This is a genomic window from Sphingomonas sp. KRR8, from assembly GCF_023559245.1.
Lineage (GTDB): Bacteria > Pseudomonadota > Alphaproteobacteria > Sphingomonadales > Sphingomonadaceae > Sphingomicrobium.
In genome coordinates this window covers 450,677-462,711 of the sequence record NZ_CP097462.1, presented here as the reverse complement: position 1 = coordinate 462,711, position 12,035 = coordinate 450,677, and the positions used below count along the sequence as shown (strand labels likewise).

At 66.7% G+C, this 12,035-nt stretch carries 14 protein-coding genes; 6 read left to right on the top strand and 8 right to left on the bottom strand.

Going from position 1 to position 12,035, the window contains the following annotated elements; genetic code table 11:
• Positions 1-9 precede the first annotated feature (9 nt).
• Positions 10-915: a flagellin gene (locus M8312_RS02405; protein ID WP_250118797.1), complete on the top strand. Its 906-nt coding sequence runs from the start codon at positions 10-12 to the stop codon at positions 913-915.
• On the opposite strand, the gene M8312_RS02400 is transcribed toward M8312_RS02405, so the two are convergent.
• A complete protein-coding gene (locus M8312_RS02400) occupies positions 912-2,636 on the bottom strand; it encodes a hypothetical protein (RefSeq protein ID WP_250118796.1) in 1,725 nt (574 codons plus the stop codon). The two genes, M8312_RS02405 and M8312_RS02400, sit on opposite strands and share 4 nt — an antisense overlap.
• The gene (locus M8312_RS02395) at positions 2,633-2,854 is read right to left on the bottom strand and encodes a hypothetical protein (protein WP_250118795.1); all 222 of its coding nucleotides are present in this window, start codon (positions 2,852-2,854) and stop codon (positions 2,633-2,635) included. Before M8312_RS02395 ends, M8312_RS02400 begins: the two co-directional genes overlap by 4 nt.
• Before the next feature lie 93 nt (positions 2,855-2,947).
• Here M8312_RS02395 and M8312_RS02390 point away from each other — a divergent pair, with 93 nt between their 5' ends.
• Positions 2,948-3,328, top strand: a complete 381-nt coding sequence (locus M8312_RS02390; RefSeq protein ID WP_250118794.1) for a hypothetical protein — start codon at positions 2,948-2,950, stop codon at positions 3,326-3,328.
• 2 nt (positions 3,329-3,330) lie between these two features.
• Here the strand turns inward: M8312_RS02390 and M8312_RS02385 are convergent, their stop codons facing one another.
• From M8312_RS02385 to M8312_RS02370, 4 genes are read right to left on the bottom strand one after another with little or no spacing between them, the layout of a single operon-like run.
• Entirely contained in the window at positions 3,331-3,897 is a 567-nt protein-coding gene (locus M8312_RS02385; RefSeq protein WP_250118793.1) for a MotE family protein, read from the bottom strand.
• Complete coding sequence (locus M8312_RS02380) at positions 3,894-4,247, bottom strand: DUF6468 domain-containing protein (protein ID WP_250118792.1); 354 nt, start codon at positions 4,245-4,247, stop codon at positions 3,894-3,896. Before M8312_RS02380 ends, M8312_RS02385 begins: the two co-directional genes overlap by 4 nt.
• A complete protein-coding gene (locus tag M8312_RS02375; protein WP_250118791.1) occupies positions 4,244-5,254 on the bottom strand; it encodes a FliM/FliN family flagellar motor switch protein in 1,011 nt (336 codons plus the stop codon). Before M8312_RS02375 ends, M8312_RS02380 begins: the two co-directional genes overlap by 4 nt.
• A complete protein-coding gene (locus M8312_RS02370) occupies positions 5,251-5,784 on the bottom strand; it encodes a flagellar basal body-associated FliL family protein (RefSeq protein WP_250118790.1) in 534 nt (177 codons plus the stop codon). The genes M8312_RS02375 and M8312_RS02370 overlap by 4 nt, the downstream gene beginning before the upstream one ends.
• 118 nt (positions 5,785-5,902) lie before the next feature.
• Between M8312_RS02370 and M8312_RS02365 the strand changes: the two genes are divergently transcribed.
• From M8312_RS02365 to flgH, 4 genes are read left to right on the top strand one after another with little or no spacing between them, the layout of a single operon-like run.
• On the top strand, positions 5,903-6,652 hold the full coding sequence (locus M8312_RS02365; protein WP_250118789.1) for a flagellar hook basal-body protein: 750 nt from the start codon (positions 5,903-5,905) through the stop codon (positions 6,650-6,652).
• 27 nt (positions 6,653-6,679) lie between these two features.
• On the top strand, positions 6,680-7,465 hold the full coding sequence (gene flgG, locus M8312_RS02360) for a flagellar basal-body rod protein FlgG (protein WP_250118788.1): 786 nt from the start codon (positions 6,680-6,682) through the stop codon (positions 7,463-7,465).
• Positions 7,465-7,869: a flagellar basal body P-ring formation chaperone FlgA gene (gene flgA / locus M8312_RS02355; protein ID WP_250118787.1), complete on the top strand. Its 405-nt coding sequence runs from the start codon at positions 7,465-7,467 to the stop codon at positions 7,867-7,869. Before flgG ends, flgA begins: the two co-directional genes overlap by 1 nt.
• 2 nt (positions 7,870-7,871) lie before the next feature.
• Positions 7,872-8,642 (top strand): flagellar basal body L-ring protein FlgH, encoded by a 771-nt coding sequence (gene flgH, locus M8312_RS02350; protein WP_250119820.1) that lies wholly within the window; start codon positions 7,872-7,874, stop codon positions 8,640-8,642.
• 7 nt (positions 8,643-8,649) lie between these two features.
• On the opposite strand, the gene M8312_RS02345 is transcribed toward flgH, so the two are convergent.
• Both M8312_RS02345 and M8312_RS02340 read right to left on the bottom strand, forming a co-directional pair.
• Entirely contained in the window at positions 8,650-9,675 is a 1,026-nt protein-coding gene (locus tag M8312_RS02345; protein WP_250118786.1) for an aspartate-semialdehyde dehydrogenase, read from the bottom strand.
• 89 nt (positions 9,676-9,764) lie between these two features.
• The gene (locus M8312_RS02340) at positions 9,765-11,999 is read right to left on the bottom strand and encodes a S9 family peptidase (RefSeq protein WP_250118785.1); all 2,235 of its coding nucleotides are present in this window, start codon (positions 11,997-11,999) and stop codon (positions 9,765-9,767) included.
• Positions 12,000-12,035: the final 36 nt, after the last annotated feature.

Here is a 12,035-nt window from a genome sequence, read left to right as displayed (position 1 = left end):
ACGCAACTCATGGTCCGCATCGCTACCATTCCGCTTCAGCGCACCCTGTTCGATGCCATCGGGCAGTCGCAATTGCGACTGGCAGAAGCGCAGCAGCAAATGGCCAGCGGCAAGAAGGCGACCACGCTTTCGGCCCTCGGCAGCGAGGCCGTGCGGACGCTTTCCGCCCGCAGTTTGCTTGCCCGGCAGCAATCGGAGGCGGTGGTCGCCAACCGACTGAAGAGCACGCTGGCACTGGTCGACAGTCACCTGACCGCGGCGGACGATTCCCTTGGCTCCCTCAAGACCCAGCTGCTCAAGGGTATCGGCGAGGGCCGCACCGATGGGCTTCAGGGGATCATCGACGAGGCATTCCAGACGTTCCGCGTCGCCATGAACGCCGACGAGGGCGGAGCGCCGCTGTTCGGGGGGGCGCAGGTGGATCTGCCGTTCAAGCCCGCCACACTGGCCGACACGATCGGAATGGCCACCTCCGCCGCTTTCACGAATGACCAGGTCAAGTCCACCGCGCGCGTCGCCGACGGGCTGGACGTTACGGTTGGGATCGTCGCCAGCGACATCGGTTCCGATGTCTTCGAGGCGTTCCGCACACTTGCCGAGGCAGGCACGATCGGGACGGTTCCGACCGCCGCCCAATCTGCGGCGCTGCAGACCGCTGCTGCCAAGCTCGACAGCGGAATCAAGCAGCTGCGCGCGCAATCGTCGGAGAACGGGCGACGCCAGGCCCAGGTCGACACGCTGGCAGACCGCGCCTCCGAACGCTCGACCATTCTTCAGGACCTCATCTCCAAGAACGAGGATGCCGACATGGCCGAGGTAGCCAGCAAACTGACACTGCGGCAAACGGCATTGCAGGCCAGCTATTCGGTCTTTGCCAAGCTGTCGGGCCTGAGCCTGGTGAACTACCTGCGCTAGCCGCCGCGTCTGGCGGGCGGGGAAAGCTCGATCAGGTCAGCCATGTCACCGGCCGGACTGGCGGTCGGCAGAGCCGCAAGCGCATCGCTCAGACCCGCAGCGTCGATTTCTCCCGACGGGCGGGTCAGTTGGTCGAAGGCGCGGGCGGTGGGCAGATCCGCAAAAGCCGCGGCATAGCGCTGGCGCAAGGCGGCGAGCGGCGCTTCGCGGCCGAGCATGCCAAGGGTGACCGCCTGCCTGAGGACCAGCGCCTGTTGAACCTCCGACAGGGCGTGCGGTGGCGGGAGATGCGGATCGGCGGCCGCGGCATAGGCCGCCCAGCTGTGCTGTTTCCACATGAGTTCGGCCTGCAGGGCGCCGGAGCCGGGCACGGACTGCAAGATGGCGAGCGCCTCGCCGGTGCGGCCAAGCTGGTGAAGCGCGATCGCTTCCATTCGCTGGCGCGCCTGAAGCATGGCCGGGGGGAAGATCACATCGGTCGACAAGTGCAGCGCTTCGAGCGCCCTGTCGGGGTGGCCGGCGAGGATCCACAGCCGCGCGACGCGGACTGACACCGGACCCTGCGCGACGTCACGGGCGCGCTCCACCAGCTGATGCTGGAGGAGGTCGGCGGCACGGGCGTAGAGCTGTGCTTCCTGCAATCGGTCGGCGAGTTGCCAGGCGAGCGCATCGCCCGCCGCTCCGTTCGGGCCCAGGTCACGATAGTCCCAGTAAAGGCCCGCAGCGTCGGCTAGGGATACCTTGCTTCCAGGCGTCAGCAGGCCGGCGAGGGTTTCCTGTGCGCTGGCAAGGACGGCCGCGAGACCGCCGCCCGCCGCGCGATAGCGGACGAGCGTTGCGGCGGACGAAAGCTGCGCGGAAGGGTTCCGCAGGCTGGTCGCCAATGCGAAGCGATCGAACAGCGCCTGGCGTTCGATGGCGTCGCCTCGCCAGTGAAAGGTCAAGCGACTGAGACGACCGAGCGCCGGGCTCGCTGCCAGGCGGTGCGTGGCAAGCCCGGCTTCGATGCTGCCGAGCTCGGCGGCGGAGACGATCCGCGGATCGGGGCTGGCCGCCAAACCATTGAAGATCCCAAGCGCCGCCAACCCCTGTCCTTGCGCCAGCAGCGCTCGGGCGCGGAGCAGGCGGGCCTCGGGCAGGTGCTCAGCAACGAAGCGAAGGAGGTCGAGGGCGGCGTCTGGCCGTCCAGCCGCGAGGGCAGCACGGGAGGCGGCGAGGAGGAACGCCGCGCGGTCCGGCACCGCGCGCGCCCGAAGCGCCGGCTTGGCGCAGGACAGTTCCGCGAGGGCGAGTGGCGGCGCGCCCGCCGCCTCGAAAGCGCGCAACCGCCAGGCGCAGGCTTCCGGATTGTGGGCAAGCGCCGGTCCGGACAGCACCGCAGCCGAGTCCGTTCCCCGGCCGAGTTCGGCAAGGGCGCGGCCGCGTGCAAGCTGGAATGCGGCGGAAAGGGCGAGATCGGGCTCGTCGATCTGCATCACCTGGAGCGCAGCCAGTGCAACCTCAGGGCGGCCCTCTGCCAGTGACGAAAGCGCGTATCGCCAGCGGACCTGCTGGCGTTCGGCTGGGCTTGCCACCGCGAGTGCGGCGGTGAGCTTTTCGGCGGGCTCGCGACGCCAGTCGCGAGGATCAGTGATCGCGCTGTCCTGGAGCGAGGGTGCGAGCGCTGCCAGCGGCGCGCCATGAATGACGCTGACGGACAGCAGTAGAGCAGCGACGGTCATCGAAGGAGCAGATCTTGCAGCAGCGGCACCGCAGCGCCACCCGCAACGGCGGCAATCAGGAACAGGACGACCAGCAACCACGAGACCGACGAGACCTTGGCAGCTGCTTCCACTTTTTCAGTCGCCTGAGCATTGATGGGCGGAGCGACCGTAGGACGAGCAGCGCGACCGCCTCCGTCGATCACCCGAAGCTTGGGAATGGCGTCATTGCTCATCATGCGTTCCGTTAAGGATGTCTGCTTCCACTATAGAAAGATTCGCGCGCGTAACGCGGGCGCGAACCTACAATTGCGATCCGGACCCGAACCACTGTGCTTCGTCACCGCCCCTTCATTCTGCCCATTGCGCTTGTCCTGATGGCGGCCAGCAATGGCGCTGCTCCGCCGTCGGACGCGGCCATCAAGCCGCTCGCGCCCATGGCAGTGGCAATCGTGGACAGCGGGCAGATCCAGGGGCAGCTGAAGGTGTCGCTGGCAGTGAGCGGCGCCGATGAAGCGTCGCTCGACCAGAACATCCCGCTGATCCGCGCGGCTGCAATCAGCGCCTTGAGCGAACATGCCCGGCTGCGCGCCGCGCCCTACGCCGCCGTTAACGCAGAGGCGCTGTCGCGCGACCTCGACCAGGCAGTTCGGCAGGCTGTGCCGACCGTAGCCAAGGTCCTGCTGACAAGGGTTCAAGCCCAACCCGCCTGAACTCAGCGCGGTGCCGCGGCGGGAAGCTTCGCCCCTGCCCCGGCTGCCGCATGCTCCTCCCCCGATAGCGCCATCCAGCCCGGCTTGTCGCTGCCCTGACGGGCCATCGCGGTGGTCAGTTGCGCCGCGTTGGTTGGATCCATTGCCGCCAGGATGAGCGCGGTTGAGCGTTCGCGCATCCGCCTGGCGACCTCGACCTGGAGAGTGAGCGCCAAATGCTGAAGCACCTGCGCCGCGGCCTTTGGCTTCATCGCCTGGTAGATGCGGGCAAGCTCGGCATAGCGCTGTTCGTCGCTCGCTTTCGCCGCGGCGGCTTGCGCGGATGGCGAAGGCGGAGCGGTGGGGTTGGTGCCGGAAGCGCGCAGCCGCGCCTCGGCCGCGCGGGCCGCCTGCTCGCGCAGGTCGAGCCCGCGAGCTTTCTGCGCCGCCTGCCGGTCACGGGCGGCGAGATCGTCACCGATCGAGGCACCAAGCCGGGTCGGCTCGGCGGCACCGGTGATCGCATTGGCAAGTGCCGACAGGCCAGCAGTAGCCGCGGTCATCGCCAGAAGAGAGAAGCGGATCTTCATGCTGCCGCCTTTGCCTCGCGCGAGCGGGTCGGCTTGCGCGCAGTCTTGGCCGTTTCCAGCAGCCGGTCCGCGCTGGCGTTAGCGATGCCAATCATCACGGCCAACTCATCACCGATCCGCTCCGCCTCACCCAGGGCGCGCAGCTTGGACGGGGTTTCCTCGGAAAGCAGTCGGCGAAGCTGCTCGAGCACCCGGCAGGCTTCGGTCGTCGCAGTCTCCAGCGCGGCCGCGGTACCGGGAAGGTCTGCCCGGCGGAAACCATCGAGACTTCGCATCATGCGATGGCATTGCACCAGCACAGCCAGGCAGAGGATGACGAGGACCAGGTTGACGGTGGTTGCAATGCTCATGACGCGGAACCCCAGGCAGATGTAAGACGAACGGCCGCGGCGCTGCCCTTGCGACCGATGAGTCCGGCGGCGAGCGGCAGTCCCTCGACGACGAGCGTGAGCGGATCGTCGGGTCCAACGCCAAGCGGAACGACGTCGCCGACCTGCCATTGGCGGACATCGTGATAGGCCAGTTCGCGGTCAGACAGGCGGGCCGCAAGGTCGAGCGGCATGCTCCGCAGTTCGCGCTCGAAATGGCTGGTCCAGCCCGCGTCGCCGCCCGACTTTTCGCCCATGAATCGCTGCAGCAGCTTGTCCCGCACCGGTTCGATGCAGGGATGGGGAAGCAGGACCGTGAAGCGGCCCAACTTGCCTTCGATCTCGACGCCGTAGCTGCACACGGCGGTGGTAGTGGTCGGCCCAACGATGGCCGCGAAGCGAGGGCTGGTCTCGATCCGCTCCACCACCATGCTGATGGCCGCGATCGATCCGAAGGAGGCAGCGAGCTCGTCCAGCGCGAGCTGCATGAGCTTGCCGACCAGCGCCGTCTCGATGGGCGTAAAGGCGCGGCCCTCGATGCGTTGTTGGCGCTCGCCCGATTTGCCGCCGCCAAGCAGGGCATCAACCGACGAGTAGATGAGCGCCGGCTCCACGATGATCACACCGTAGTCGTCCCATTCGGGAATGCGGAATACGCCGAACATCGCCGGCAGCGGCGCATGGTTCATCAGGTCACCGAACCGGCCCGAGCTTACCCCGTCGAGGCTGACATCGATGGTTTCGGAGGTGAGATTGCGCATCGCCGTCGCAAAGCTGCGCAGGACCCGGTCGCAGATGACCTCGAGCATCGGCAGGCGCTCCTGCCGCACCGAGTCATTCTCGATCAGCGCACGCAAGCCGGTTCGGGCGGGCGCGGTCGTTCCGACGTCACCAAACAACGCATCGATGTCGGCCTGGCCGAAGGCACCGCCCTCCCCCGCCAGTGGCGCGGCGGGCGGGTCGGGCAGGTCGAAGTCGTCGTCGGTCATTGCTGCACCAGATCCTGGATAAGGACGTCGCGAACCGACTTGGGTCCGAGCACCGCATTCGCGCGGACCAGCATTTCTTCCTTGATGCGGAAGGTCGCGGCGGAGCCGGCGATGTCTTCGGGCCGAAGTTCACGCAGGAAGGGCTGGAAAGCGTCGATCACCAACGGCAGCGCGGCGGTGATCTCTTCCTTTTTCTTGTCTCCGGGCACCAGCATCAGGTGGACTCGAAGCGTTTTCGCGCCGCCATCGCTGGTACGCAGGTTGACCGTCATTTCCGCCACGTCGACGAGCTCCTCGGCGGTGACCGGTTCGGCTTTCTGATCGTGGCTGGCCGAGGCCGGAGCCCGGAGGAAAAAGAACCAAGCGGCTCCGCCACCGCCGCCAAGCAGCAGCAGTGCCGCGGCAGCGATGATCAGCAGCTTGCTCTTGCCACCCTTTGCGGACGCCGCAACGGCGCTCTCCTCCCCTTCGGCAGTCTCCGTTGCTGCGACCGCTTCCGGCGCTTCCTTGTCCTTGTCGGCAGACGCCACTGGATCCCCCATGAGCAGAAAAGGCGGCGACGCGACCGGATGCGCCGCCACCCGACTATTATAGAGGCGGGACCCGGCAGAACTTGCCTAGCCCGCTTTTCTTGGGGTCGAGCCGCCGATGGACATTTCCAGCTACGTCCTGCTGAGCCACGAACAAGCGCTGCAACGGCGTATGGACGTGGTAGCCAACAACCTCGCCAACGTGTCGACCACCGGTTTCAAACGCGAATTGCCGATGTTCGAGGAAATGGTGAAGCCCAGCGAAGGCGAGGTCCCGCAGGACAGCAAGCCCGTGTCCTACGTGCTCGACCACGGAGCGGTGCATGACAGTCGCGGCGGCGGGTTCAACGCCACCGGCCACCCCCTGGACGTCGCCATCGATGGCCCGGGCTATCTTGGCGTGACGCTGCCTAACGGTGGCACCGCCTACACCCGGGCCGGCAGCCTTGCCGTGCAGGACGACGGAACATTGGTCACGGCGACCGGTCAGCCGGTGCGAGGTGAAGGTGGCGGCGCCATCCGCATCCCACCCGATGCCGCCGGACGGGTCGCGATCCTTACCGATGGCACCGTGAACGGGCCGAGCGGGCCACTGGGGCGGCTGTCTGTCACACGCTTCGGGGATGAAAGCGTGCTCACGGCGCGCGGCGACGGCCTGCTGGACGCCAGGTCACCGGGCAAGGAACTCTCCGCCGCGGACACCAAATTACATTCGGGCGGGCTTGAAGGGAGCAATGTCCAGCCGATCGTCGAGACGACCCAGATGATAGAGGTCCTGAGGGCCTATCAAACCTCGCAACATCTCGCCGATGCCATCGCCGACCTGCGCAAGCGGGCGCTCGATCGGCTCAGTTCCTTCCGCAACTAAGACGCAATCGAAAGACGAGGAACCGCCATGCGCAGCCTGTCCATCGCCGCCACCGGAATGCTTGCCCAGCAGACCAATGTGGATGTCATTTCCAACAATATCGCGAACATGAACACCACCGCCTACAAACGGCAGCGGGCGGAGTTTCAGGACCTGCTCTACGAGCAGGTGCAGCGGCCGGGCGCCTCGACGGGCGGTCAGGAAGCCCGCTCGCCGTCCGGCATCCAGATCGGCGCGGGCGTGCGCACGGGCGGTGTCTATCGTATCGCCGAACAGGGCGCGATGACCAGCACCTCCAACCGCTATGACGTGGCGATCCAGGGCCAGGGATATTTTCAGGTCACCATGCCGAATGGCGAGACCGCTTATACCCGCTCGGGGTCGTTCCAGCTGTCGGACCAGGGCGAGCTCGTCACGGCGGACGGCTACCCCGTGCAGCCAGGGATCACGATCCCCCCGCAAGCGACCGACGTGGTCATCAGTCCGACTGGCAAGGTCCAGGTCAAGCTGGACGGTCAGACCGACATGCAGGACGTCGGCCAGTTGCAGCTGGCGAATTTCGTCAACGAAGCGGGGCTTGAGGCGCAGGGCGGCAACCTGTTCCTGGCGACCTCGGCCAGCGGGCAGCCCAACGTGGCCAGCCCGGGTGATCCGGGCTTCGGCGGACTGCGCCAGGGCTATCTGGAGGCCAGCAACGTCAATCCGGTGAGCGAGATCACCGCGCTGATCACCGCCCAGCGCGCCTATGAGATGAACAGCCGTGTGGTGAAGACAGTGGACGAGATGCTCTCCACCTCGACGCAGATGCGCTGATGCTGGGGCTTGCACTCGCGTTGCTCGGCACGCCGCTGCCGGTGCTGGCGCACGATGTCGCGCGCGGCGATCTGCTCGGCGCGAGCGACTTCGTGCTGGAGGAGCGGCCGGCGCCCATGCTGCCGATCGCCGGACCGGCGCAGATCCTCGGCAGGGAGGCACTGAGAATGCTGCCGGCCGGAACGCTGGTTCGCGCCGCGGACGTAGCCGAGCCGCGGCTGGTGAAGCGTGGCGAGCCGGTCACCATCAGCTTCCGCTCCGGTACCCTGCTGATCCGCGCGCAAGGGCGTGCGCTAGGCGACGGGCGCAGGGGCGACCTGGTGCGGGTGGTCGCGGTACCGACCAGCCGGACGCTGGACGGGATTGTCGTCGGCAGCGGCGCGGTGCGCCTCGGGGGTGAGTGAAGATGCGCAGGATTGGTCTTCTGATTGCGTGTGCGGCGCTTGGCGGCTGCGGCGTTGCGGGTACGATCGCCAGCGTCGGCAGGCCGCCGCGCTTCTCGAAACCGACCGAGGTTCCTGCTCCGGCGATCGAGCCAAGCCTGGCAAGCAGCGGACGAAGCGACCGAGCCGCGCCAGCGCCAGCGCCTCCGCCCGTGGCTGAGCAAACTGCCCCACTGCAGACCGCATCGCTGTTCAGGCCCGGCGCGGCGGGGCTGTTCCGCGACAACCGGGCCTACGCCAAGGGCGATATCCTGACGATCAAGGTGCAGACTACCGACAAGGCCGCGATGGACAATGCCAACACCCGCAATCGGACGGGCAGCGAAACGGCCGGGATCGCCGGGCTACTCGGGCTCGACAAATTGATCGACAAGGTCCTGCCGGGCAAGAACAGCAGCGGATCGGTGACCGGCAGCAGCAAGTCGGGCAGCCAGGGCAGCGGGACCATCGCGCGATCGGAAACGATCAACCTGACCTTGGCGGCTGTCGTGACCGACGTGCTGCCCAACGGCAATCTGATGATCCGCGGACGGCAGGAAATGCGCGTGGACAATGAACTGCGCGAACTGGTGATCACCGGTCTGATCCGCCCGCAGGACATCACCCGCGACAACAGCATCAAGCACACGCAGATCGCCGAAGCGCGAGTGCTCTACGGTGGCCGTGGCCAGCTGACCAGCGCGCAGCAGGCGCGCTGGGGCCAGCAGATCTACGACGCTCTCTTCCCCTTCTGAGACTTGCTCAGGCTTTTTGGAGGTGCTTGCGGCCGAGCAGTTCGGCGATTTGCACGGCGTTCAGCGCCGCGCCCTTGCGGAGATTGTCGCTGACCACCCACAGGCTGAGGCCATTGTCTACCGTCGGGTCCTCGCGGACGCGTGAGACGAAGGTGGCATAATCGCCGACGCACTCGACAGGGGTGACGTAGCCGCCCGGCTCGCGCTTATCGACCAGCATGACGCCCGGAGCCTCACGCAGGATCTCCTGCGCCTGCTGGGCGGAGATTTCGTCCTCGAACTCGACGTTCACCGCTTCCGAGTGGCCGACGAACACCGGCACGCGAACGCAGGTGGCCGTGACCTTGATCTTGGGATCGAGGATCTTCTTGGTCTCGACCACCATCTTCCACTCTTCCTTCGTCGAGCCATCGTCGAGGAAGCTGTCGATTTGCGGAATGACGTTGAAGGCGATCTGCTTGGTGAAATGATGCGGCTCGGCACTGTCGCCGACGAAGATGTTGCGGGACTGGTTGAACAGCTCGTCCATGCCTGCCTTCCCGGCGCCCGACACCGATTGGTAGGTCGCGACCACCACCCGCTTGATGCGGGCGACGTCGTGGAGCGGCTTCAAGGCTACGACCATCTGCGCGGTCGAGCAGTTGGGATTGGCGATGATGTTCTTGGCGCGATAGGCAGTGATCGCCTCCGGGTTCACTTCGGGCACGATCAGCGGGACGTCCGGGTCCATGCGGAAGAAGGAGCTGTTGTCGATCACGGTGCAGCCCGCCGCCGCCGCGCGCGGAGCATGGACCTTGCTAACTTCGGACCCCGCGGCGAACAGCGCGATATCCCAGCCTTCGAAGTCGAAATGCTCGAGGTTGTTGACCTTCAGCGTCTCGCCCGAGTCACCGAAATCGATGATGTCACCCTGGCTGCGCGAGGAGGCGAGCGCCGCCACCTCATCGAGCGGGAACTGCCGCTCGGCTAGGATCTGCAGCATCTCGCGCCCGACACTGCCCGTCGCGCCGACCACGGCGACCCGATAACCCATGCACATTCTCCGCTAGGCCGACGCGCCATCAGGCGGTGGCGTTCCAGGCCGATATGCACACGCCGGCGCGTGGAACAAGGGCGGGCGGCTTACTGCAGAGGCTTGCGCGGAGCGATGATGTCGCGGCGGGCGAGGAAGTCCATCATCCGCTGCCACAGGTCGACCTGAATGTTCGGTCCCGCGAAGCTGTGGGTCTTGCCGGGATAGACCGCCATTTCGAACGGGACCCTGGCCTCCTGCATGGTCGCCATGAAGGCGGTCGAATTGGCGAACAAGACGTTATCGTCGCTCAGCCCATGCACCAGAAGCAGCGGGTCGGCGATCCTGGATGCATCGTGAAGCGCGTCGGAGCGGTCGTAGGCCGCGCGGTCCATCCTGGGATCGCCCATGTAATGCTCGCTGTAATGGGTGTCGTAGAGGTCCCAGCGCGTGACCGGCGCGCCGGCGATCCCGGCGGCGAAAGCGTGCGGCGCGGCCTCCAGCAGCTTCAGGGTCATGTAGCCGCCGTAGGACCAGCCGTGGACGACAACCTTGTCCGGGTCGACGCCCGGTTGCCGCTTGAGCCAGGTAAGGCCGGCGAGCTGGTCTTCGACCTCGACTCCGCCCAGCTTGCGATAGGCGGGCTTCTGGAAGGCGGTGCCCCGCCCCTCCTGCCCGCGGTTGCCGACGACGAAGACGATGAAGCCCTGGCGCACCAGCCACTGGTCGAGCGGGCTGACCCAGCCCTGCTGCACGTCCTGCGCCTGCGGGCCGCCATAGACGCGGAAGAAGACCGGCGCCTTCTGCCCTGCCGCGAGGACCGGACGCAGGATGCGATAGTCGAGCATGGTGGTGCCGTCCGCGGCCGGAAGACGGCCGAACTCAGGCCTCGCGTCGGCTGCCGCATAAGGCGCGTAAGGGTGATTGCCCGTGACGAGGTTCTGCTCGATCCAGGCCAGGCGCTTGCCATTTCCGTTGGAGAGCCAGGTCTGCGAGGGCTGGCCGGGTCCGCTGGCGGTGATCAGCGCCAGGCGGCCGGTCTTGTCCATCTTGACCGAGTTGTTGGTGCCATTGGCGGTCAACTGCACCGGCTGCGCGCGGCGCTTGGCATAGTCGAGGACGTACAGCTGCTTCTCGTAGCTTCGCTCCCGGTTGGCGGTGAAGAAGACGCGGTGGGAGGCCTCGTCGAGGCCGGTTACGCCGTCCAGCACCCAATTACCCCGTGTGAGCTGCTCCGTCCGGCCGTTGTTCCAGCGGTAGAGGTGACGGAAACCTGAGCGTTCGGAGCTGAACAGGAAACCGCCGACCTTGAGCGGCTTCAAGTCCTCGCTGAGGTTGATCCAGGTGTCGGACGTGTCGGCGAACAGCAGGGTCGAGGCGCCGGTGCGGGCGTTCACGCGAAGGTAGTCGAGGCGCTTCTGGTCGCGACTTTCGCGCTGCACGATAAGACCGCTGCCGTCGGGCAGCCAGTCGACGCGGGCGAGGTATACGTCTGGGTTGGTGCCGAGGTCGGCCTTGACCATGGCGCTGCCGTCGGGGTTGACGAGGTAGAGGTCGACGATCGCGTTTGCGGTGCCCGCGCGAGGGTAGCGCTGCTGAACGGTGGTGGTCTTCTCCGCGCCGATCGCCGTGCGGGTGGCCAGCTCAACCGGGCTTTCGTCCACCCGCGCGACGGCGATGCGGTCGTCCTTGGGCGACCACCAATGCCCGCGAAAGCGCTGCAGCTCTTCGCCGGCGATGAATTCGGCCAAGCCCCAGCTCAGCGTGTCGCTGCCCGCCGGGGTGACCTGCTTGTCGGCGCCGCTGGCGACGTCGAGCACGTGCAGTGCCTTGTCACGAACGAAGCTGACGAAGCGGCCTGTCTCACTCACGGTGGAGTCGAGCTCGGGCTCCTTGGTGGTGGTGAGGCGGCGGACATTGCCGTCAAGTCCTGCGAGATAAACGTCGCCGTCCAAGGGCACGATCAGCGACTTCCCGTCGGGCGCCCAGTCGTAGGCGACGATGCCCTTGAGATTACCGATGCGGGCGCGTTCGCGCTGCATCCGTTCTTGTTCGGTCAGCGCGGCGCCGGTGCCGAATTTCGTGCTGTCGACCAGCATTCGAGCGGCGCCGGTGGCGGGATTGATCGCCCACAGGTCGTAGCGCTCGCGGTCGTCGGCGCGGTTGCGCAGCAGGGTCACGAGCTTGCCGTCGGGCGAGAGCTTCGGCAGCCGGGGCACGCTCCCGCCGAGCGAGGGGCTGGCGAACACCCGCTCAAGCGTCAGCGTTTTCGGCTGAATGGCTGTCGTCTGGGGTGCGGGCTGGGCGGCGAGAGCGGCGGCGAGGCCGAGAATGGAAGCATACATCGGGGCATTGGCTAAACGGGTGAGAGAGCGGTAGCA

What these genes read in the sequence shown, in the direction of transcription:
- M8312_RS02405 (WP_250118797.1), top strand. Translation starts at nt 10, where the DNA reads ATGGTCCGCATCGCTACCATTCCGCTTCAGCGCACCCTGTTCGATGCC.
- M8312_RS02400 (WP_250118796.1), bottom strand. Translation starts at nt 2,636, where the DNA reads ATGACCGTCGCTGCTCTACTGCTGTCCGTCAGCGTCATTCATGGCGCG.
- M8312_RS02395 (WP_250118795.1), bottom strand. Translation starts at nt 2,854, where the DNA reads ATGATGAGCAATGACGCCATTCCCAAGCTTCGGGTGATCGACGGAGGC.
- M8312_RS02385 (WP_250118793.1), bottom strand. Translation starts at nt 3,897, where the DNA reads ATGAAGATCCGCTTCTCTCTTCTGGCGATGACCGCGGCTACTGCTGGC.
- M8312_RS02380 (WP_250118792.1), bottom strand. Translation starts at nt 4,247, where the DNA reads ATGAGCATTGCAACCACCGTCAACCTGGTCCTCGTCATCCTCTGCCTG.
- M8312_RS02375 (WP_250118791.1), bottom strand. Translation starts at nt 5,254, where the DNA reads ATGACCGACGACGACTTCGACCTGCCCGACCCGCCCGCCGCGCCACTG.
- M8312_RS02365 (WP_250118789.1), top strand. Translation starts at nt 5,903, where the DNA reads ATGGACATTTCCAGCTACGTCCTGCTGAGCCACGAACAAGCGCTGCAA.
- flgG (WP_250118788.1), top strand. Translation starts at nt 6,680, where the DNA reads ATGCGCAGCCTGTCCATCGCCGCCACCGGAATGCTTGCCCAGCAGACC.
- flgA (WP_250118787.1), top strand. Translation starts at nt 7,465, where the DNA reads ATGCTGGGGCTTGCACTCGCGTTGCTCGGCACGCCGCTGCCGGTGCTG.
- flgH (WP_250119820.1), top strand. Translation starts at nt 7,872, where the DNA reads ATGCGCAGGATTGGTCTTCTGATTGCGTGTGCGGCGCTTGGCGGCTGC.
- M8312_RS02345 (WP_250118786.1), bottom strand. Translation starts at nt 9,675, where the DNA reads ATGGGTTATCGGGTCGCCGTGGTCGGCGCGACGGGCAGTGTCGGGCGC.
- M8312_RS02340 (WP_250118785.1), bottom strand. Translation starts at nt 11,999, where the DNA reads ATGTATGCTTCCATTCTCGGCCTCGCCGCCGCTCTCGCCGCCCAGCCC.